18 protein-coding genes are annotated in these 20,385 nt (G+C 68.6%); 13 read left to right on the top strand and 5 right to left on the bottom strand.

The features are described 5' to 3' along the window. Positions 1 to 25: 25 nt before the first annotated feature. Complete coding sequence (locus E1288_RS23105) at positions 26 to 1,294, top strand: SLC13 family permease (RefSeq protein ID WP_132488356.1); 1,269 nt, start codon at positions 26 to 28, stop codon at positions 1,292 to 1,294. 119 nt (positions 1,295 to 1,413) lie between these two features. Here the strand turns inward: E1288_RS23105 and E1288_RS48115 are convergent, their stop codons facing one another. Both E1288_RS48115 and E1288_RS23095 read right to left on the bottom strand, forming a co-directional pair. Continuing rightward, positions 1,414 to 1,686 carry a hypothetical protein gene (locus E1288_RS48115; protein ID WP_207954498.1) on the bottom strand — a complete coding sequence of 91 codons (273 nt, stop codon included), beginning with the start codon at positions 1,684 to 1,686 and terminating at the stop codon, positions 1,414 to 1,416. Between the two features lie 17 nt (positions 1,687 to 1,703). Continuing rightward, the gene (locus E1288_RS23095) at positions 1,704 to 2,909 is read right to left on the bottom strand and encodes a cation:proton antiporter (RefSeq protein ID WP_132488354.1); all 1,206 of its coding nucleotides are present in this window, start codon (positions 2,907 to 2,909) and stop codon (positions 1,704 to 1,706) included. Positions 2,910 to 3,454: 545 nt separating this feature from the next. Between E1288_RS23095 and E1288_RS23090 the strand changes: the two genes are divergently transcribed. Beyond that, positions 3,455 to 3,718 carry a hypothetical protein gene (locus E1288_RS23090; RefSeq protein ID WP_132488352.1) on the top strand — a complete coding sequence of 88 codons (264 nt, stop codon included), beginning with the start codon at positions 3,455 to 3,457 and terminating at the stop codon, positions 3,716 to 3,718. Here the strand turns inward: E1288_RS23090 and E1288_RS23085 are convergent. Beyond that, positions 3,715 to 4,023, bottom strand: a complete 309-nt coding sequence (locus tag E1288_RS23085; RefSeq protein WP_132488350.1) for a hypothetical protein — start codon at positions 4,021 to 4,023, stop codon at positions 3,715 to 3,717. The genes E1288_RS23090 and E1288_RS23085 overlap by 4 nt on opposite strands. Before the next feature lie 389 nt (positions 4,024 to 4,412). Here E1288_RS23085 and E1288_RS23080 point away from each other — a divergent pair, with 389 nt between their 5' ends. Then, a complete protein-coding gene (locus tag E1288_RS23080; protein WP_132488348.1) occupies positions 4,413 to 5,138 on the top strand; it encodes a dienelactone hydrolase family protein in 726 nt (241 codons plus the stop codon). Positions 5,139 to 5,350: 212 nt separating this feature from the next. Here E1288_RS23080 and E1288_RS23075 read toward each other — a convergent pair whose 3' ends face one another. Beyond that, the gene (locus E1288_RS23075; RefSeq protein ID WP_165968219.1) at positions 5,351 to 5,956 is read right to left on the bottom strand and encodes a CGNR zinc finger domain-containing protein; all 606 of its coding nucleotides are present in this window, start codon (positions 5,954 to 5,956) and stop codon (positions 5,351 to 5,353) included. A gap of 61 nt (positions 5,957 to 6,017) precedes the next feature. On the opposite strand from E1288_RS23075, the gene E1288_RS23070 reads away from it, so the two are divergent. Beyond that, entirely contained in the window at positions 6,018 to 7,250 is a 1,233-nt protein-coding gene (locus E1288_RS23070; protein WP_132488344.1) for a CynX/NimT family MFS transporter, read from the top strand. Between the two features lie 241 nt (positions 7,251 to 7,491). Here E1288_RS23070 and E1288_RS23065 read toward each other — a convergent pair whose 3' ends face one another. Next, complete coding sequence (locus E1288_RS23065) at positions 7,492 to 8,007, bottom strand: metallophosphoesterase family protein (protein ID WP_132488342.1); 516 nt, start codon at positions 8,005 to 8,007, stop codon at positions 7,492 to 7,494. 385 nt (positions 8,008 to 8,392) lie between these two features. Between E1288_RS23065 and E1288_RS23060 the strand changes: the two genes are divergently transcribed. The 9 genes from E1288_RS23060 to E1288_RS23020 all read left to right on the top strand — a co-directional run bounded on the left by E1288_RS23060 (position 8,393) and on the right by E1288_RS23020 (position 20,366). Beyond that, complete coding sequence (locus tag E1288_RS23060; protein WP_132488340.1) at positions 8,393 to 9,334, top strand: ABC transporter substrate-binding protein; 942 nt, start codon at positions 8,393 to 8,395, stop codon at positions 9,332 to 9,334. Positions 9,335 to 10,034: 700 nt separating this feature from the next. Further along, on the top strand, positions 10,035 to 11,018 hold the full coding sequence (gene sbnA / locus E1288_RS23055) for a 2,3-diaminopropionate biosynthesis protein SbnA (protein WP_132488338.1): 984 nt from the start codon (positions 10,035 to 10,037) through the stop codon (positions 11,016 to 11,018). 15 nt (positions 11,019 to 11,033) lie between these two features. Further along, positions 11,034 to 12,053 (top strand): 2,3-diaminopropionate biosynthesis protein SbnB, encoded by a 1,020-nt coding sequence (sbnB, locus tag E1288_RS23050; protein ID WP_328592476.1) that lies wholly within the window; start codon positions 11,034 to 11,036, stop codon positions 12,051 to 12,053. Beyond that, complete coding sequence (locus tag E1288_RS23045) at positions 12,053 to 13,795, top strand: IucA/IucC family protein (protein WP_132488336.1); 1,743 nt, start codon at positions 12,053 to 12,055, stop codon at positions 13,793 to 13,795. Before sbnB ends, E1288_RS23045 begins: the two co-directional genes overlap by 1 nt. Continuing rightward, entirely contained in the window at positions 13,795 to 15,012 is a 1,218-nt protein-coding gene (locus tag E1288_RS23040; protein WP_132488334.1) for an MFS transporter, read from the top strand. Before E1288_RS23045 ends, E1288_RS23040 begins: the two co-directional genes overlap by 1 nt. After that, the gene (locus E1288_RS23035) at positions 15,009 to 16,649 is read left to right on the top strand and encodes an IucA/IucC family protein (RefSeq protein ID WP_165968218.1); all 1,641 of its coding nucleotides are present in this window, start codon (positions 15,009 to 15,011) and stop codon (positions 16,647 to 16,649) included. Before E1288_RS23040 ends, E1288_RS23035 begins: the two co-directional genes overlap by 4 nt. After that, positions 16,649 to 18,412, top strand: a complete 1,764-nt coding sequence (locus E1288_RS23030; protein ID WP_132488330.1) for an IucA/IucC family protein — start codon at positions 16,649 to 16,651, stop codon at positions 18,410 to 18,412. Before E1288_RS23035 ends, E1288_RS23030 begins: the two co-directional genes overlap by 1 nt. Then, the gene (locus E1288_RS23025) at positions 18,406 to 19,176 is read left to right on the top strand and encodes an HpcH/HpaI aldolase family protein (protein ID WP_132488328.1); all 771 of its coding nucleotides are present in this window, start codon (positions 18,406 to 18,408) and stop codon (positions 19,174 to 19,176) included. The genes E1288_RS23030 and E1288_RS23025 overlap by 7 nt, the downstream gene beginning before the upstream one ends. Next, complete coding sequence (locus tag E1288_RS23020; RefSeq protein ID WP_132488326.1) at positions 19,173 to 20,366, top strand: type III PLP-dependent enzyme; 1,194 nt, start codon at positions 19,173 to 19,175, stop codon at positions 20,364 to 20,366. The genes E1288_RS23025 and E1288_RS23020 overlap by 4 nt, the downstream gene beginning before the upstream one ends. Positions 20,367 to 20,385: the final 19 nt, after the last annotated feature.

The following is a 20,385-nucleotide window of genomic DNA, read 5'->3' as shown; positions in this document are numbered from 1 at the left end:
TGCCTTGCGACAAGGAGGCTCAGCAATGGTGCTGACCACGGCCTTGGCCGGATTGATCATGGTTTTTCTCCTGGGGTCGCTGCGGCCGGTGAACATGGGGGCGATCGCGCTCGTCGCGGCATTCCTGCTGTGTTCGCTGAACGGCATCGCTACCGGCGACGTCCTCGACGAGTTTCCGGTGTCGTTGCTGATCACCCTGGTCGGGGTGACGTTCCTGTTCGGCATCGCCAAGTCCAACGGCACGATCGACTGGCTGGTGAGGCTGGCCATGTCCGCCGTTCGCGGCCGCAAGCAGCTCATGCCCTGGATCGTGTTCCTCACGGCTACCGCGCTCGCCGCGATCGGTGCGGCATCACCGGCCGCCGTGGCGATCGTGGCGCCGATCGGGATCGCCTTCGCCGTCAAACACGGCACCAGCCCCTTGCTCAACGGGCTGATGGCCGTCAACGGCGCGGCGGCCGGCAGCTTCTCCCCGGTCGGAGTGCTCGGCACGATCGCGCTCGGTGCGGCCGCCGCGCACGGGTTGACGATCGATCCGCTCGTGCTTTTCGGCGCTACCTTCGGCTTCAACGCGATCGTCGCGCTCGGCACCGTCGTGGTCTTCCGGAACCACGGGATCAGTGCCCTCGAGCAAACTGATGCTCCCCCGGATGGAGCTGGCATCGGCGGGGCGGTCGCGACGAGGACGCGGCCGGAGACCCGCGTCCGGGTGGAGCAGGTTGTGACGCTGACCGGGATCCTGTCGATGGTCGTTGCCGTCACCGGTTTCGGTGTCGACACGGGCGTGGCTTCATTGAGCGTGGCGGTGCTGCTCGCTTTGCTGTTCGGCAAGACAGCGCAGTCCGGGGCCACCAGCATCGCGTGGCCGGTCGTCCTGCTGGTGTGCGGCATCGTCACCTACATCTCCGTCATGGAGCAGCTCGGCGTGGTGGAAGCGTTGGGGCAGGGTGTGACGGCGGTAGGGGCCCCGCTGGTGGCTGCCTTGGTGCTCTGTCTCATCGGTGGCGTGGTGTCGGCGTTCGCTTCGACCACCGGCATCCTGGGAGCACTCGTACCACTGAGCGCTCCGTTGCTCCTCAGTGGACATATCGATGCGACTGCACTGCTCGCGGCGCTGTGCGTGTCGTCTTCAGTGGTCGACGCAAGCCCGTTCTCCACCAACGGAGCCTTGATCGTGGCCAACGTGCCTGAGCACCAGCGCACCGCGACCTACCGGGTGTTGCTGTTGTGGGGTGCCGCTCTGATCATCGTGGCGCCGCTCGCCGGCTGGGGGATGCTCGTCGTGCTCTTCTGACCGGCCCGTTCGCGATCGCCGGAGCGGATAGCTTCGGCGATCGCCTCGCGCTCGACGAAGATCTGGTCCTCACCGACGGATTCTCCTGCCACGCACACAGATTGCCTCCCAGGGACCGATCACGGACTGAACATGCGCCGGAAGGGGAGGGAGAGGAATTTCGCCATCAGCTCGCCGTGATCGGACGGCTCCACCATCGACTCGAAGATTCCGCGCACCGCCTCCGGGCGTACCTTCTGGAGCAAGCTTGCCGCGTAGAGCGCGCTGGAGTAGGCGGGGGTCCGGCGGTTTCGTTCGATGAAGTCGTCGGCGTCCCCTGCATGTCCCGTGACTTTGGCAGAAGCAACGGCCCATGCCGCACGTTTCGACAGCACGGCCCGCCGATCGATCATCCCGCCTCCGCGCTGCGCTACGTGGTTTCCTCCGTGCCTCCGCGGCGCTCGCTTGAGACGCGCTTGCGCAGCAAGGCGAGGGCGGCAGCTGGGAACAGGAGAACCGACAAGAGACCCGCGCAGATCAGCGCCGCCGCAGTCACCGGAGTCATCAGGCCGAGCGCGACGCCGATCTGTGTTGCGGCAACCAGGAACGGCAGCGACGTCGCCTGCAGTAGCCCGGCCGCGACCGAGGAACGTGTGCCGAGCGAGCGCTGGTAGAGCAGCGCTGGAGCGCCGCGCACGAGCAGCAGCGCGAGCAGGAATAGCGGCACTCGCAGCCATGCGGATGGAGTCGCGATCAATCCTCCGAGGTCTAGCTGCACACCGCTGGCGACGAAGAACACCGGAATCAGGAACCCGTACCCAATCGCCTCCAGCTTCGTCCGGAAATGCGGATGCGTAGCCGAGTCACGATCGACCAAGCCCACGACCGCACCAGCCAGAAACGCGCCCAGGATGCTCTCGAGGCCAAATCCCTCGGCGAGCACAACGAAGGCCACGAGCAGCACGACCGCTGCACGGACCCGGATCTCCGCGGTGGTGTCCTGCAACCGCAGGAAGAGATCTCCCAGACGCATTGACTGCCCTGCTAGAGCCACCGCCATTCCAATGGCGGCCACGAAGGCGACGAAGACGATCAGCGACACGAGCCGGCCTCCGGGGCTGCCGCCGGACGTGGAGAAGAGCAGCGACAGCAGGACCACCGCGGCGAAGTCGGCCACGGAGGACGCTGTGATCGTCGTTTGTCCCATCGCCTGGTCCGCACGCCCCGCGTCCTTGAGCACCGGGACGACCAGACCGAGCGATGTCGCGGACAGCGCCACCGCGATCAGCATCGGGTCACGCACCCAGCCCGCCGCGCCGAACGAGAAGCCCACCGCCACGCCGATCGCCAAGCTCACCACGTAGCCGATCAAGGCCACCCGCAGCAGCGGCCCGCGCAGGCGATGGAAGTCAACCTCGAGCCCCGCGAGAAACAGGAGAAACGCCAGCCCCAGCAACGCGACGACCTGCACCGCCTGATCCACGCGCACGAGTCCCAGTACCGATGGCCCCACGATGACCCCGGCCACGATCTCCAGGACCACCGACGGGATCCGCAGCCGCGGTGCCAGCCCGAGCAACAAGGGCGCCAGCAGGGCGATGATCGTCAGTATCAGAAGGTTCCCGAAGCTCGGCATCGCTCACCCCGTTCCACCGCTGGTCCACCTCGACCAGGCACAGCCATACCTCGCTGCCTCCGGGAAGCGCAGGCACCGCATGCACGAGCTTGCTCGTACAAGTGATCTCCACACCCTGCACTCATGCCCCCGGCCCGGGGCGTCTCCGGCGCAGTATTGACGTCCGGGCAACAGGCCCCTCGAACGCGCCTGGCTTTTCCATCAGACCACGACGCACACCACGGCGCTCCCGTTGCAATCGCCCACCGTGTACAGCCACCCGCCGCCGGCCGGTTTCGGCCAGTGGGTTGTTCTCCCAGATGTCGATCTGGAGGCCGTCGGCGGCGGCGATCCTGCCTTCGCCTCGCATGCGCGCCACGTCCAACTGGCGACCCGGGGCCGTCGCGAGGCCTCACCGGAGTCGTAGAGAACTGGGTGGCCGGAACGGCATGGACGCCGGCACATGGTCATGCCGGTGGGCTGAAGGAGTGATCGGCGGCGGTCAGGGCGAGTGACGACCCGGGAATGCCCTTCCGCGACGGTCCCTCGCCGCCGGTGGGATTTCGTTGCCCACACCGGTGTACGTCGGGGAGTACCCGGTGTGGGGTGCGTCCATCGCCACGTTCACCCGGACCGACGACGGGGAGATTCGGGTCGACGAGCCGCCGGAGCCGGACAGGCAGCGGCAGGCCGAGGCGAACGAGGTGCTCGCCCAAGCCGTGATCGCATACATCTTCCACGGTGACTCGCGGCTCGGCGGGCGCGTGCCGCTGAATCAGGGCCCGAACGGTGCGCTGGCGTTTCTGGGGGCAGGCCCCCGATCGTCTTAGCGCCAGAGGTCGTCACCGAGTTCCAGGCTTGCCTGTGCTGGATGGTCCGAGGCTTGCGGGCCACCAGGAGTGCTCGACGCGTGACCGCGGGCGGGTCGGGTCGACGCGGGTGCTCCGCAGAGCAGTGCGAGGCAGAAGAACAAACCGGATCCCACTAGAGACACGAACAAGCCCTGGGCATACCAGGCCTCGGCCGCCGAGTCGGCCGGCGGTCCGTCGGTCAACGTCAACGTGATCAAGCGGAAGTTGAACCACATGCCTAATCCGAACAGCGCGATGAACGCCGCCCAGAGCGGCAGTCGCATGAGCCACGCTCTGAGATGTGATCGATCCATGCCGGGGGATCCTGTCACCGCTGCGGCTGGTCACAAGTTGCTCAACTCTTCCGGGCGACACCCGCCTGGTCGAAGGGCCCCACCATCGAGCTGTGGTACATCTCCGATCTGGCCATACCTGTTCTTCGTGGACAGCCGTTTGAAAGCGATTACTTGCCGCTGCTCGAGCGGCTCGCCGGCCCGTGCTATTCACCCTGGTCCACCTCCAGCACCGTGGCCAGGGCAGGAATGCTTCCGCGGGAACGGGGTTTGTGGCGGATCTTGTGAGCCATCGCTGTATTTCAGAGGCACATCCACGCTGTTTTGCCGGCGGTGAACACCGGGCCTGCCGGGCTCGACGATCACTACAGTCCAGTCCCATGACGGCAGTTACAACGCGCACGGTCGAGTACCCGGCCGACGGCGTAACGATGATCGGGCATCTCGCGCTCCCGGCCGGTGTCGACCGCCGGCCCGCGGTGCTGCTCGGACCAGAGGGCACGGGGCTCAGCGACGTCGAGCGCCGCCGGGCCGATGCGCTCGCCGAGCTGGGATACGTAGCGCTGGCCTTCGACCTCCACGGCGGGCGCTATTTGGGCGACCCCGAGGAGATGCTGGCCCGTTGCATGCCGCTGCTCGCCGACCCCGACCGGATGCGGGGCATCGGCCACGCGGCGCTCGACGTGTTGCGCGCCGAACCGCGGACCGACCCCGACCGGATCGCCGCTATCGGCTACGGCACCGGGGGCGCAATCGCGCTGGAACTCGGGCGTGACGGCGTCGACCTGCGGGCGATCGGGACGGTCAACGCACTGACCACGGGTCGACCGGGCGAGGCGGCGCGAATCCGTTGCCCCTTGTGGGCCGGGGTCGGATCGGAGGACCCGATCATGCCGCCCGCGCAACGGGACGCCTTCGCCGCCGAGATGCAGGCCGCGGGCGTTGACTGGCGCCTCGTGGTCTACGGCGGCGCCTTGCACGCCTTCCACCACCCGCCGGTCGACCATACTGTGGTTCCCGGCGTCGGCTACCACTCGCAGCACGCGCAGCGAGCCTGGCGCGACGTCGTCGACCTGCTCGCCGAGTGCCTGCCCGTGACGGAGTGATCTGGTCGGCAGCCGCGATTCCGGGCCTTGAACCAGGCGTCCGGCGATGAGTCCGCAGGAGGCGGCCGCGGTGCGTGCCGGGCTCGACCGGGCGCGCCGCGGACCGGCCGCGCTTCCGAGGGCAGCTGACGCGATCTCGGCCCTGCTCGGGCTCGATTCTCGCTCACTTGTCCGAAATGGACGGTGGTGGCTGCGCGAGCCCGGACTTGCGATCACCCCAGGCGGCGTTTTTCGCGGCGGCGCTCTGTGAAGTGCCGCTTCTTCGATGCCGCACCGCAGGTGCCCATGGCGCACCAGGTGCCGGAGCGGTTCTTCGACGAGTCGTAGAAGACCCAGCGGCAGGCCGGATCGCGGCAGGTCTTCAGCCGGGCGAGTGCGCCCGCGGACCGCGCCGTGAAGGTGTCCGCCAGGAGAGTGGCCAGCGCGTGCTCGATCCCCTCCTGGGCGACCGGCCGGAGAGCCAGCTCGTCGCTCTTGGCGGTGCGCACCCGCAGGGGCAGCGTCGTCGCGGCCTCGTCCAGCGCGCGGAGCGCATCGCCGTCGTCCGCCTCGCTCGCGTCGTTGTGCCGCGCGAGCAGAGCGCGAAGGCCCTCGCGGACCACGATGGCGCGCTCCAGGTCGTCCGCGTCGACCCGGGCGCGCGGTTGCAGCAATCCCTGCGCGCTCATCCAGTCTCGCAGTGCAGCGGGCGAGGACAGCTCGTCCCGGAAGTCGCCGGTCTCGCGGAAGTTGATCCGAGTGTTGACGAACTCCTGCACCCGATCCAGCGGGGCGGGCGCGGTCGGCCGGTCCTCGGGGCGCTCGTAGGGGAGGTCCACCCCCCGAAGGTTACCACCGAAGGGCATTGACCGGGCACATGTGACCACCCATAATAGATGAGTGGTCACAAAGACGACGCATTCCCAACAGGTGGATCGCCTCGCGCGCTGGCTGGTGGTCGGCGGGATCGTCGTGACCGCGCTGAGCCTGCGCTCCGCGGTCACCAGCCTGGGCGTGGTGCTCGACCAGGTGCGCGCGGCGCTGGCGATGAGCGCGGCGCTGGCCGGGGTCGTCACCGCCTTGCCCGTGATCTGCTTCGCGGCGTTCGGCGCGCTGGCGCCGGCGCTGTCCCGCCGAATCGGGGAGGCGCAGCTGGTCCTCGGCGGGGTGGCGGCTATCGTCGTCGGCCTCGCGTGGCGGGCGGTCGCGGGCGGTTCGGCGAGCTTCGTGCTCGGCAGCACGCTCGCGCTGGCCGGCATTGCGGTCGCCAACATCATGATGCCGGTGCTGATCAAGCTGTACTTCCCGCACCGTGTCGGCCTGATGACCGGGGTCTACTCCATGGGCGCGGCCGCCAGCGTCGCGCTGCCCGCCGGGGCCACCGTCGGGATCGGCGAGGCGACCGGGTACGGCTGGCGGGGCGGCCTCGGGAGCTGGGCCGTCATCGCGGCGGTCGCGTTGGTGCCGTGGGTGATCTTGCTCCGTCTGCGCCGCGCACCGGCCGGCGAGGAACCGGCCCCGCACCGGGTGCACCCGCCGACGGCCCTGCTTCGCAGCCCCACCGCGCTGGGCCTCGCCGCGTTCTTCGGACTCCAGGCGCTCAGCGCCTACGCCGTAATGGGCTGGCTCCCGGCGATCCTCATCGGCGCCGGGATCGCGGCGGACACCGCGGCCCTGATGCTGTCCGCGTCGGCCCTGGCGGCGATCCCCATCAGCCTGGTGCTTCCGCGGTTCGCCGCGAAGAGCCGCAGCCAGCGACCCTACGTCGCCGGGATCGTCCTCGGTGGACTTGCCGGATACACCGGCCTGCTACTCGCCCCGGCGGCGGCACCCTGGCTCTGGGTCGTGCTGCTGGCGTGCCTGCACGGCGCTTTCCCGCTCGCGATGACGCTCATTTCGCTGCGCACCCGCGAGGCGTCCACCGCCGCTCAGCTCTCCGGTTTCGTGCAGAGCGCCGGGTACGCGCTCGCCGCACTCGGCCCGCTGGCTATCGGTGCCCTCAACGACCTGACGAGCGGCTGGACCGCACCGCTGTTCCTGCTGATCGGCTGCCTGGTCGTCGAGCTGGTCGCCGGGTTCGTCGCCGCGCGGCCGCGGCACGTCGACGACGAGATCGCGACCGCGGCCCGCTGAGCCGGGCTGCCGGGGTGGCGGGATGGGCCCGTTGCGCTCGACCTTCCCGATCTCCTGGTGGGCGCCGTGCTCGACGACGCCACCGAAGCCTTGGCGCGCGCCCGCAATCCACCTCGAGGGCCTTCCCGCTCATCCGGTGCCGCGGGAACTGCGTTGCGCTGAGGTGATCCGCGAGGAGCTGGATGGGAGTCGCATTCGCTGATCAGCAATCCACCTTGCCGGGAAGGGCGTGCGCCCGGCGTTACTGGCGGGTCGTGGTTCGGGGCGAAAGGCGGTGGAGTTCGACGTCGTGGAGGCGGCCGCCGGAGATTTCGGCCGTTTGGTACGTGCAGTGAGGTTGGCTGCGGCGGTCGGTGGGCGAGCCCGGGTTGAGCAGGCGGAGGCCGCCGGGCGTCGTGGTGTCCCACGGGATGTGGCTGTGGCCGAACACGAGCACGTCGGTGTCGGGGAACTGCCGGTCGCACCTGGCCTCGCGGCCCTTGGCCGCCCCGGTTTCGTGGATCACTGCGAGCCGGACACCGACCAGTTCTTCCCGGGCGATCTCGGGCAGGCGCTTCCGCAGCTCCGGGCCGTCGTTGTTGCCGTACACCCCGATTAGCCGGGGGGTGCGCGCCGCCAGCTCGTCCAGCAGCGCGACCTCGACCCAGTCGCCTGCGTGGATCACCACGTCGGCAGCCGCAATCGCGTCCCAAACCTCGTCCGGCAGGGCCTTGGCGCGCTTGGGGAGGTGCGTGTCGGCGATCAGCAGCAGGCGCATGGGACAAGTCTCGACCGGTCCTGCACCGTTTCGCCAGGGCACGGCGCTCGACTGCTGGTTGGTGAAACCGGGGCCACCGTCTCGGCGAAGAGCGCGGCCTGGCCGCTTGGCGCTGCGCGCCGTCGCCGTGTGGGCGCCGGATTGAGAAATTCCAACATGCTCTTTTATCGTCTTGGGAACCGCTTACATTCGTGGGCTTTTGTGCGCCCGCTCACGTGTAGTAGTAAGGCGCGGAATCTAGGCCGATCTGCTTCGCTCCTGGCGCACAAGATCATCGAAAACTCCGGGCTTTGCATGATTCCGATCTCTCCCGTTTTCAACTCGCCTCAAGTTAGGTTAGGCTGCCCGAAATTCAGAGTCGGATCTTGAGGAGATTGGGAGCATCATGTTCCGTCCCCGTCGGCTGCTCACGGCGGTCACCACCGTGCTCGCGCTCGGCACCGCCGCCGCGTGCGGCACGTCGGCCCCCGAGCAGCCCGCCGCCCCGCAAGGTGGCGAGCGAGTCATCGCCCATGCCAAGGGCCAGACCAAGATCACCGGTACCCCGCAGCGGGTGGTCGTGCTCGACACCGGAGAACTCGATGCCGTACTGGCATTGGGCGTCAAGCCGGTCGGCACAACGCTGCCCGACGCCAACAAGTCGCTGCAGCCCTATCTGGCCGAGAAGGCGGGCAACGTCGAGGTCGTCGGCACCATCGGTTCACCGAACCTGGAGAAGATCGCCTCGCTCAAGCCGGATCTGATCCTTTCCAGCAAAGTCCGCGACGACCAGAACTACGACGCGCTGAGCAAGATCGCCCCCACCGTGTTCGCGGAAACCGTCGGCAAGCCGTGGAAGGAGAACTTCCTGCTCAACGCCGACGCGCTGGGCAAGAAAGACGAAGCGCAGCGCATCCTGGATGCCTACCAACAACGGGCCACCGAAATCGGCAAGCAGCTCGGCAACGCCGGCGCCACCCGGGTGAGCACGCTGCGGTTTCTGCCCGGCGACCTTCGGATGTACGGGACCGGCTCCTACATCGGCACAATCCTCGCCGACGTCGGCTTCAACCGGCCCGACAGCCAGCTCGTCGACAAGACGTTCGTCAAGATCAGCCGCGAACAGATCAACCAGGCCGACGGCGACCTCCTCTTCTACGCCGCCTACGGCGACAACACCAAGCAGCAGATGAACGACGTCGTCAACTCGGTGCAGTGGACCACCTTCGATGCTGTCAAGAACGGTAAGGCCATCGAGGTGCACGACGACACCTGGTTCCTCGGCCTCGGCCCGATCGCGGCCAACCTGGTCCTGGACGACCTGCAGAAGTACCTCGCCCAGAAGTAGGCGAGGTAAGGCCCGTGAGTCCGCCCGGACTCACGGGCTTTTCGCTGCCGTGGTCCGCAAACCCGGCGCTGTCGGATACCAGCGCATCCCCAGGGGCGGCGATGTCTTCGCCCTTCTTGTCTTCTCCGCTCTTGCGGTCGCTTCGTCCTTACCTCTGCCTTCCTGAGCCAGATGGATGTGACCGCCATCAGCGGCAGCCATCTTCCGCACTCGTCCACTGTGGTGGCGCTTGCCGAACGTGGGATTCGGGCGATGGCGTGCCGGTTCGTGCGATCAATGATCGGACCTCGCGGATGTGAGTTGATCGCGTTACGCCTCCGAAGAACTTTGTTGGTCCGCTGCAACCAATCTCGCCAATCCGCTCCGGCGCGTGGCTTGCGCGTCTAGGTCAGCGCGCGGTTCCGTGGGTTGCGTACCTGGCTAGACGCGCGCGAAGGTCCATTGTGGACTTGATGGCGTTGTTTCCTGTCGTCCAGGGTGGCAACCAGGTTCCGCGTGTCCACTGGGATCCGTTGCCAGGTTGGGATATTGGTACGTGCGTGCTGGTCTGATGTTCCGTGTGGGCGTTGCGCTGATCGGGTCAACTTCGCCGCTTTCGTGTGATCTGGATCTCTTGGACTCGTTCTATTAAGTTAGCCTAGCCTTTGCTAGCGTTCCGGCTGTCGCTGTGCCCGTTCCGGTCGTCGAGCTGAGGAGAAACGTGGCTGTCGACACCCTGACCGAGTCCGTCGCCGAGTCGATTTTCGAGTGCGTGGGCAACACGCCTGTGGTCGCGCTGAACCGGCTTTTCCCCGAAGCAGATGTCGAGGTGGTCGCCAAGCTCGAGCTGATGAACCCCGGTGGGAGCATGAAGGACCGCTCGGCGCGGTACATCGTCGAATGTGGACTGAGAGAAGGCTCCATCAGACCGGGAAGTCACCTGGTGGAGAGCAGTTCCGGCAACTTCGGGATCGCGCTGGCCATTGCGGCGCGCATCCACGGCCTGCGGTTCACCTGCGTGTTGGACCCGAAGGCGGCCCCGGCCAACGTTGCGATCCTGCGGCATCTGGGTGCCGAGGTCGACCTGGTGAGCGAGCCGGACGATATGGGCGGTTACCTGCACACCCGCATCCGCCGAGTGAAGGAGATCGTGGCCGGCTCGCCCGGGGCGATCTGGATCAACCAGTACGCCAACGACCGCAACTGGCAGGCGCACTACCACGGCACCGGTGCTGAGCTGACGCAGCAGCTGGTGCACCCGCCGTCGTACCTGGTCGGAGCGGTCAGCACCACCGGCAGTCTGCTCGGCTGCTCCCGCCGGTTGCGGGAGAGCTTCCCGGAGCTGCGGGTGGTCGCGGTCGACGCGGTGGGTTCGGTGATCTTCGGCGGCTCGCCCGGACGACGTGACGTCCCAGGCCTCGGCGCCAGTCGGGTGCCGGAGCTCCTGACCTCCGCCGAGATCGACGACGTGGTACACGTCAACGACTTCGAGACGGCCGTGGGCTGCCGGGACTTGCTGGCCGCCGAGGGCATTTTCGCCGGCGGGTCCACCGGTGCGGTGGTCGCGGCGATCCGGCGCATGCTGCCTCGGCTGCCGCGCCCCTGTCGGGTGGTCGCGGTGTTCCCGGACCGCGGCGACCGCTATCTCGACCTGGTGTACGACGACGACTGGTTCGCCGCCGCACGGCAGCGCTGCACGAACTGACGACGAGGAGATCTTGTGTCCACTGAGGAATCCCCGAAGATGCTCTACCTGAGCCGCAGCGATATCGCTGCGGTCGGTGGGGCCGAAGCCGAGCTGTACGTGCAGGCATTGCGCGCCGGGCTGATCGCGCACGCGGAAGGCAAGACGGTGCAGCCGCTCAAGCCGTACCTGCGTGTCACGGGCAAGGAAGGGCACATCGCGGACCGGATCATCGCGATGCCCGCTCACGTCGGCGATCCCGGGCTGTCCGGGATCAAGTGGATCGGCAGCAAGCACGACAATCCGATCCGACGCGGCCGGGAGCGGGCCAGCGCGGTGATCGTGCTCAACGACTCGGAGAGCAACTATCCGGTGGCTGTGCTGGAAGGCAGCCTGATCAGCGCATGGCGAACCGCTGGGGTGACCTGCCTGGCGGCCCAGCACCTGGCGCGCAGCGGCTTCACCGACGTCGCGCTGGTCGGCTGCGGGGTGATCGGTCGCACCCAGATCACCGCGCTGCTGCAGCAGTTCGGGCACATCGAGACGGTCCATCTCTACGACCAACGCCCCGAGGCGGCGCACGCACTCGCCGAGCAGATCAGCAGCGACCACCCGGCGGTCAAGGCGCGGGTCGCCGGCGCCGCGGAGGACGCCGTGCGAGCCGGTGATCTGGTCGTGCCGTGCACGGTCACCAGCCAGCCCTACATCCCGTTCAGCTGGCTCAAGCGCGGTGCGCTGCTGTGCAACGTGTCCATCATGGACGTGCACAAGGAGGTCTTCCTCAACGCCGACAAGGTCGTGGTCGACGACTGGGAGCAGAGCAACCGGGAGAAGAAGATCATCAACCAGCTGGTGCTGGAAGGTTCGTTCTCCCGCGAACGACTGCACGCCGAGCTCGGCGAGATCCTGGCCGGGACCAAGCCCGGGCGCACCGACGACGACGAGATCATCCTGCTCAACCCGATGGGCATGGCGGTCGAGGACATCGCCTGCGCCGGCGCGGTGTACGAGCGGGCGAAGAACCGAGGCATCGGGACCTGGCTGGACCTGTACTGATGGGTGCGGAATCGGCCGAGCTGGTGATGCGCGACCTCGTCGACGTGCTGCTGCAGGAGGACCTGGTCGGGTTCCGCACCCGCGCCGAACCCGACCAGCCGGCGGAGCTCGCGGGTGAACCCCTGGCCGCCGGAGAGCAGTGGTGCCAGGTGAAGCTGGCAACCGGGTGGGTGTGCTTCCGGGTGAGGTCCGGCGGCGCATTGCAGCGCCACCGGTACGCCCGCGGCCCGGTCTGGTTCGGCGGTGACGGCGCGAAGGTGGGGCCGCTTCGGCCGGACGAACTGGTCGTGCTGGCGTGCGGCGAGTTGGCCGGTGCCGCCCAGGTGTCCGAGGACGTGCGGGCAGCGGTGGAGCACGCGGACGTGTTGCTCCGGCAGCGTGCCGATCTCGACCTGGCACCGCAGGACGGCCGGTTGCTCGCCGGGGAACGGTTGGCCGCGACCCGCAACCGCCCGTTCCACCCCGCCGCGCGGGCCATCGCCGGCTGGAGCACCGACGAAGTGGCCCGGTACGGGCCGATGCGCGCCAAGCCGCTTGGCCTGGACTGGGTGGCGGTGCGCCGGGACCGGCTCAGCTACGGCGGTGATCCGGACTCGCAGCGCCTGCCCGAGCTGGTCCTCGACCCGGCCGCGCAGCAGTTGCTCGGCGACGTGCAGGAGTCCACCGGGGCCGTCCGCGACGAGTACCTGGCGATTCCGGTGCATTCGTGGCAGTTCGAGCACGTTCTGCCCGCGCAGTTCGGCGATGAACTGGCCACTCGACTGATGGTCCCGCTGGTGCGCGACCTCGGCCGATTCCACCCGACCTCCTCGATCCGCACCCTGACCGTTGAGCCGGAGACCCGGCACCACGTCAAGCTTCCGCTCGGGGTGGCCACGCTGGGAGCGACGAGGTTGCTTCCCCCGCGCTATCTCGCCAACGCCGAGCGGGCGCAGGAGAGCATGCGCGAGCTCGTCGACCGGGATCCTGTGCTGCGTCGCCGGGTGGCGTTGTGCGACGAGCGGATCTGGTGCGGTTGGCACGACCCGGCCGACGAGTTCGGCGACCGGCCCGGCCAGCTGGCGGCTCAGGTGCGGGTCTATCCCGAACTGGACGGTGTGATGCTGCCGATGGCCGCGTTGGCCGCGCACGAGTGGGACGTGCTCGCCCCGGCGATTTCGGACCGGTTCGAGCCGGTCGAGTTCTTCGGGGAGTTGGCGCGGTCGTTCTGCGAGTTCGGGTTCGGTTTCCTGCGCTGCGGGGTCCTGCCGGAGCTGCACGGCCAGAACGTCGTGGTCCAGCTCCGCGACGGACAGGTGGACCGGTTCGTGCTCCGCGACCACGACACGTTGCGGGTGTACCCGGGATGGATGGCGAGGGCGGGCACCCGTGATCCGGAGTACGTGATCAAGCCCGGAGCGTCGCAGTCCCTCCGGTTGGAGTCGGCCGAAGCGCTGATCGGCTACCTCCAGACGCTCGGGTTCCAGGTGAACCTCTACGGCATCGCCGATGCGTTGTGCCGCCATTTCGGCCTGGACGAAGGCGTGTTGTGGGCGCAGTTGCGCGATGCGGTGCGCGAGTGTCTGGAACCGTTGCCGACTGCGGTCGCCGAGGTCCTGCGTGCCCAGTTGCTGCACGCGGAGACGTGGACGAGCCGCGAGGTGCTGGGGCCGCTGCTGCACCAGGGCCGGTCCAGCGGTGTGAGCATGCCCGCTGGAGTCGGCGCCGTCCCGAATCCGTTCGCCTGCGGGGCGGTGGGTTGATGCGATCGTCCGTCCGGACGTTCGCCGTCCTGTGCTCGGGGCAGTTCGCGGCGACCGCGGGCCTCACGATCGTGGTGCCGCTGCTGCCCTTCTACCTGGCCCGCCTGGGTACCCCGGAATCCGAAATTCCCTGGTGGACAGCGGTTTCGCTGGCCGCCCCGGCGGTGGTGCAGCTGATCAGCGGACCGCTGTGGGGGTGGGTCGGCGACCGTTTCGGCCGCAAGGCGATGGTGGTGCGCGCGCACGTCGGCCTGGGTCTGGCCATCGGGCTCATGGCCTTGGCGAGCACCCCGGGTGAGTTCCTGGCGTGCCGACTGCTGCAGGGCGCGTGCGGCGGTGTGGTCAGCGCGACTGCCGCGTATGCGAACACCGTGGCAGCGACCAACCGCCGTGGCCGTGCACTTGGTGCCTTGTTCGGTGCGACCGCGGCAGGGTCGCTGCTCGGACCGCTGGTGGGCGGACTGCTCGCCGGACGGTTCGGGTTCGGCCCGTTGTTCGCGGTGGTAGCCGGCATGCTCGTGCTGTCCAGCGTGCTCGCTGCCGTTTTGCTGACCGAACCACCGGGCGACGCCCCGCAACGCCGATCCGCACTGGTCGTGGGTGGGATCTTGCTGCGATCGGGGGAGAGTCGTTCGATGTTGCTGGCCGGGCTCGCCGCCCAGTCCGCGATCTACGCACTGGTGGTGGTGTTCGCGCCGCACGTCGAGCGCGTGACCGGTTCGGTGGCCGGCGCGACGACCTGGGTCGGCGTGCTGCAGGCCGTGACCTGGCTGGCGTCGTGCGTCGGAAGCCCTTGGTGGGGGCGCCGCAACGACGTCCGCCCCGCTCACTCGGGTTTCGCCGCAGCTGCGGCGGTTTGCGGGCTCGCGGTGGCAGTGCAGGCGGTGGCGAGCGTGGAAATGCTGGTACCGCTGCGGGTGGTGCAGGGCTTCTGCTTCGCCGCGCTCGTGCAGTCGGTCCTGCACGTGAGCGCCCGCCAGGTCCCGGACCGGTGGTCCGGCACCGCCTTCGGCTTCAGCACCGGGTTGCTCGACCTCGGCCAGGTGCTCGGACCGCTCGCGGGCGCGGCCTTGGCGGTCCTGCTGCCGCCCGCGGCGGTGTTCTCCCTGATCGGTGCGCTGCTGGGAGTGGCCGCGCTGCTGGCCGTGGTGGGTCGTCCGAAATCCGGTGCGGAATACGTCCGGCAGTATGGAACTCGCGAAAAGGTGTTGCAGTGAACGAAGTTCTGGCACGCGCTGCAGCGCGACAGCGCCTGCTCAACGCGCTGGTGCGGGAAATCGGCGGCGAGGTGGGTCCTGAGGCGTTGCGGGTGCCCCTGCGCAGCGCCGACGGCGTGCTGCGGACCGAGGTGCGGTACCGCTCCGAAGCCGGCCACCACGCCTACGGGCCCGAGGTGTTCCGGGAACTCGCCGACGGCAGTCTCGTTCCGGTCGACCACGAGGAGCTCGTGTCGTTGATCGCCGGGGAACTCACCCAGCACGGCGTCGAGACACCACCTGGCGCGGCGGAGAAATTCTGCCGCCAGGTCGCCAACAGCGTCGCGAGGGCGGCGCGCTACCTGGCCCGTGAGCAGCGCCCGAGCCCCGTCTCCCCGGCGGAGATCACCCGAGACGCCGAGCAGTCGCTACTGCTGGGGCACCCGTTCCATCCGACGCCCAAGAGCGCGGAGGGCTTCAGCGACGACGAACTGGCCCGTTACGGTCCGGAACTCGGTGCGCGGTTCCAGCTGCACCACTGGGCGGTAGCGCCTGATCTGCTGCTGGAGGACCGGGTGGCAGACGGGCCCTGGATCCCGGCAGAGGTGGAGGAGAAGTCCCGCGCCGCGCTGGGCACCGACCAGTCCGACTACGAACTGCTCCCGGTGCACCCGTGGCAGGCGGACTACCTCCAGCGGCAGCCGCAGGTCGCCGCGCTGGTGGACGCAGGACGGATCGTGCCACTCGGCCCGCTGGGGGAGGAGGTGTACGCGACGTCCTCGGTGCGCACGGTGTGCGCACCGGGTTTCGCGACGGCGTGGAAGCTGCCGCTGCACGTGCGCATCACCAACTTCGTCCGCAACAACCCGGTCGAGCACCTGCGCCGCGCTGCCGACGCCGGTCGCCTGCTCTGCGACGCGGCGAGCCGTTGGCGGCACGAGGGGTTCGAGGTGCTACCGGAGACCGGCTACCGAACCGTCGACCCCGGGGCCGTCGGTGACCTGGCCGCGGATTTCGCGGTGCTGTTCCGGCGAAATCCGCTCGCCGGTTCGGAGGTCGCCCCGAGGGTGCTCGCCGCACTCCTGGAAGACCGGCTCGACGGGCGCGCTCCCGCGCTGGTAGATCTCGTAGCAAAGGCAGGACCACTGTCGCCCGAGCACGTCGCGGACTGGCTCCGGGAGTACCTGCGGATCTCCCTGGGGCCGCTGCTCGCGGTGTTCACCGACCACGGCATCAGTTTCGAGGCGCACGTGCAGAACACCCTGCTGCACGTCGAGGACGGCTGGCCGCGGTGGTTCTTCGTGCGCGACATGGAAGGCACCAGCGCCAGCCGCGACCGGGTGCGGGCAGGGATCGTGCCGCCGGACAGCCCGGTTCTCTACGACGATGCCGAAGCGTGGATGCGCCTGCGCTACCACTTCGTCACCAACCACCTCGGCCACCTGGTCGCGGTGCTGGGCCGCTTCACGCCAGCAGGCGAGCGGCTGTTGTGGTCGGTGGTGCGGGACTTCTTGCGCCAGTGCCCCGGCCGGTATGCCGCTGAGCTGCTGGAAGCCCCGGTGCTGCCGGCCAAGGCGAACCTGCTCAGCCGGTTCGCCGAGCGCGGCGAACGCCCGCTCTTCGTCGACGTCCCCAACCCGATTCACGAGGTGAGCTGATGACTGCGGAGCTGGTGCAGGCGGCACTGACCGCGCCGAGCTTCCGGACCGTGCGGCGCCGGGTGTTCCGCCAGCTGGTGGAGTCCCTGGTGTACGAAGGCGCGCTGAAGACCCGGCAGGACGGCGACGATCACTTCGTCGACGGCGTGGACGCGACCGGTGCCGAGGTCCGCTATTCCTTCCGCACGGTGCGCCGGTTCGGTTTCGGCCGCGTGGGCCTCGTCGCGCCGGTTCGGCGTGGCGACTGCGAGGCAGAGTCGATCACGCTGTTCCTGACCGAAGTGCGCGACTCACTGGACGCAGACGCCGAATACCTCACGGGATTCGCGCGCGAGCTGGAAGAAACCCTGTTCAAGGACGCGCTGTCGGAATACGTCCGCACCGAGCGGCGAACTGATCTGTCCACTGCGGACTACGACACCCTGGAGTCGGCCATCACCGATGGCCACCGCTACCACCCGACGTACAAGTCGCGGCTCGGGTTCGACGCGGCGGACAACATCGCCTTCGGGCCGGAGTTCGCCAATCCGGTGCGCCCGCTGTGGTTGGCCGCGCACCGCAGCATCACCGAAGTCAGCGCGTCCGCATCGGTCGACGACCAGTACGTGCCCAGGCACCTCGGTTCGGCGGCAGCGGAATTCCACCACCGCATCGAGGAGACCGGGCACGATCCGGGCGACTACGTGCTGGTCCCGGTGCACCCGTGGCAGTGGCGGGAGCGGATCGCCCGGGCATTCGCCGAACAGCTCAGCCGCGGCGACCTGATCCCGCTCGGCACCGATCCGCACGACTTCGGTGCGCAGCAGTCGATCCGCACCTTGGCCTGCTGGGACGATCCGCAGCGGCCTTACCTGAAGCTGTCGATGTCCATCGTGAACACCTCGACGAGCCGCGGGTTGGCCGCGCACACCGTGCGCAACGCGCCGCGCATCACCGACTGGCTGCGGGAGGTCGTCGCCGATGATGACTTCCTGCGCGAGGAGCTGCGCCCGATCTTGCTCGGAGAAGAGCTCGGCGTGGCGGTGATCCCGGAATCAGGGCTGCTGCAGGCGGACACCTACGGAGCATTGGCCTGCATCTGGCGGGAGAGCCTGCACTCGCACCTGGAGCCGGGGGAGCGCGCGGTGCCCTTCACCGGACTGACCGCGTGCCAAGTCGACGGCACGCCACTGATCGATCCGTGGGTACGCGCCCTCGGTGTCGAGGAATGGGTTCGGCGGATGGTCAAGGTGAGCGTCCTGCCCCTGGTACACCTGCTGTGCAGGCACGGCATCGCACTGGAATCCCACGCTCAGAACATGGTGCTGGTGCACGACAACGGTGTGCCCACCAGAGTGGCGCTGAAGGACTTCCACGACGGAGTGCGGTTCTCCCGCGCCCACCTCGCCGAGCCGCAGCGGTGCCCGGAACTGGCTGGAACACCGGCGCACCACCAGAACCGCAACTCGTTCGTCGAAACCGACGAGCTCGGCCTGGTCACCGACTTCCTGCTCGACGCGTTCTTCTTCATCAACCTCGGCGAACTCGCCATCTTCCTCGCGGACCGCTGCGAGCTCCCAGAGCGGCGCTTCTGGCAACTGGTGTGCGACGAGATCCGCGCCTACCAGCAGCGGTTCGCCGAGCTGGCCGACCGCTTCGCGCTGTTCGACGTGTTCACCCCGACCATCGAGGTGGAGAAGCTGACCACCCGCCGGCTGCTGCCGGACACCGAACTCCGGCTGCACACCGTGCCGAACCCGCTCGCGGAGGTGGACCGGTGCTGAAGCGCAACACGTTCAAGGAACGGCTCGCCGGGAGCGACCAGAGCTACGGACTGTTCTGCTCGATCCCGTCGCCGACGATGGTGGAGATGATCGGCTGCGCCGGGTACGACTTCGTCATCCTCGACACCGAGCACAGCCTCGTCGACCCGCAGCAGCTGGAGAACCTCATCCGCGCCGCCGAAGCCGTCGACCTGGTCGCCGTCGTCCGCGTCCCGGAAGCCGATCCAGGCGCGATCCTGCGCGCACTCGACGCGGGCGCGCTGGGGGTGGTCGTGCCACACGTCCGGAGCAGAGCCGACGTCGACGTGGCGATCCGCGCCGCCCGCTATGCACCGGAGGGCATGCGCAGTCTCAACGGCGGGCGGGTGCCTGGTTTCGGGCGCATCGAGCTGACCGAGTACGTCCGTCACGCCAACGAGGAGATCATGGTCATCGCGATGATCGAAGACGCCGAAGGCGTCGATGAGCTGTCCTCGATCCTCGCCGGCGGGGGAGTCGATCTGGTGCTGGAAGGCGCCGCCGACCTGTCCCAGTCCTACGGTGTGCCGTGGCAAACCCGGCACCCGAAGGTCCGCGACGCGCTCGAACGGGTGCATGCCACGTGCGAGGCGCAGGGCGTGCCGTTCTGCGCGATCCCGCGGACCCGCGAGGATCACGAGCAGTGGCAAGTCGCCGGTGTGCGCGCCTTCGTGCTCGGCGAAGAACGCGGCCTGGCCGCTCGGACGCTGCGCGCGCACCTCGATCAGCACCGGGGGAGCTCATGACTGACCAACTGGCGAAACTCGTGCAGGACCGCGTCGGTGGTGAACCGGTGTGCCTGTTCGCCTACGACCTCGATCGACTCACCGAACACGTCCGGATCGTCGTGGAATCGCTGCCGCCGCGGTGCCGGATGTTCTACGCGATGAAGGCCAACAGCGCTGCCCGGCTGTTGCGCGCCCTGGCGCCGCTGGTCGCCGGGTTCGAGGTCGCGTCCGGCGGTGAACTGGGCAAAGCGCGTGCGATCGGCTCGGAGATCCCGGTGATCTTCGGTGGCCCGGCCAAGACACCGGTGGAGATCGAGCAAGCCCTCGTCCATGACGTCACCCGCCTGCACGCGGAGAGCGTGCTGGAACTGCACCGGATCTCAGAAGCCGCAACCCGGCTCGGGCTGACCGCGGACGTGCTGCTGCGGGTCAACCTCGCCGGCCCGTTCCCGAACGCGACGCTGGCGATGGCCGGACGCCCCACCCAGTTCGGGATCTCCGAAGAGGACCTGCCCGACGCCATCGCGACGGCGCGGGCCCTACCCGGGGTGCGGATGGTCGGCTTCCACCTGCACTCGCTGTCCAACAACCTGTCCGCACCAGCACATCTGGAACTCCTGCAGTACTACCGGCGCACGGTGTCGGGGTGGGAGCGCGAGTTCGGGATGCGGTGCGAGGTGCTCAACGTCGGTGGCGGGATCGGGGTGAACTACGCCGACCTGGACGGCCAGTTCGACTGGCCGCACTTCGCCCGCGAACTGCCCGCCGTGGTCGCCGGGTTCCCGGACCACCTGCGAGAGATCGACTTCGAATGCGGCCGCTACCTGGTCGCTGAATCCGGTCGGTACGCGGTCGAAGTGCTCGACGTGAAGCGCAACCACGGCGTGGACTACGTGCTGGTGCGCGGCGGCACCCACCACTTCCGGCTCCCGGTGTCCTGGCAGCACAGCCACCCGTTCACCGTGCTGCCGGTGGAGCAGTGGTCGTCGAGCGCCCCACGCCCGGAGCTGCGTGATGCACGGGTCACCGTGGTCGGTGAGCTGTGCACCCCCAAGGACGTGCTCGCTCGCGACGTACCGGTGCCGCGAGTTCGGGTCGGCGACGTGTTGGCGTTCAGCCACGCCGGTGCGTACGGCTGGGAGATCTCGCACCACGACTTCCTCAGCCACCCGCACCCGGAACACGTCTTCTACGGCGACATCTCCTGAAACCGACGGCGCTGGCTGC

The sequence above is a fragment of the Saccharopolyspora elongata genome (genome assembly GCF_004348985.1).
Classification (GTDB): domain Bacteria; phylum Actinomycetota; class Actinomycetes; order Mycobacteriales; family Pseudonocardiaceae; genus Saccharopolyspora; species Saccharopolyspora elongata.
Note: the sequence above shows the minus strand (reverse complement) of the source record. Positions and strands in the feature narration are given on the sequence as shown.

What these genes read in the sequence shown, in the direction of transcription:
- E1288_RS23105 (WP_132488356.1), top strand. Translation starts at nt 26, where the DNA reads ATGGTGCTGACCACGGCCTTGGCCGGATTGATCATGGTTTTTCTCCTG.
- E1288_RS48115 (WP_207954498.1), bottom strand. Translation starts at nt 1,686, where the DNA reads ATGATCGATCGGCGGGCCGTGCTGTCGAAACGTGCGGCATGGGCCGTT.
- E1288_RS23095 (WP_132488354.1), bottom strand. Translation starts at nt 2,909, where the DNA reads ATGCCGAGCTTCGGGAACCTTCTGATACTGACGATCATCGCCCTGCTG.
- E1288_RS23085 (WP_132488350.1), bottom strand. Translation starts at nt 4,023, where the DNA reads ATGCGACTGCCGCTCTGGGCGGCGTTCATCGCGCTGTTCGGATTAGGC.
- E1288_RS23080 (WP_132488348.1), top strand. Translation starts at nt 4,413, where the DNA reads ATGACGGCAGTTACAACGCGCACGGTCGAGTACCCGGCCGACGGCGTA.
- E1288_RS23065 (WP_132488342.1), bottom strand. Translation starts at nt 8,007, where the DNA reads ATGCGCCTGCTGCTGATCGCCGACACGCACCTCCCCAAGCGCGCCAAG.
- E1288_RS23060 (WP_132488340.1), top strand. Translation starts at nt 8,393, where the DNA reads ATGTTCCGTCCCCGTCGGCTGCTCACGGCGGTCACCACCGTGCTCGCG.
- E1288_RS23045 (WP_132488336.1), top strand. Translation starts at nt 12,053, where the DNA reads ATGGGTGCGGAATCGGCCGAGCTGGTGATGCGCGACCTCGTCGACGTG.
- E1288_RS23040 (WP_132488334.1), top strand. Translation starts at nt 13,795, where the DNA reads ATGCGATCGTCCGTCCGGACGTTCGCCGTCCTGTGCTCGGGGCAGTTC.
- E1288_RS23030 (WP_132488330.1), top strand. Translation starts at nt 16,649, where the DNA reads ATGACTGCGGAGCTGGTGCAGGCGGCACTGACCGCGCCGAGCTTCCGG.
- E1288_RS23020 (WP_132488326.1), top strand. Translation starts at nt 19,173, where the DNA reads ATGACTGACCAACTGGCGAAACTCGTGCAGGACCGCGTCGGTGGTGAA.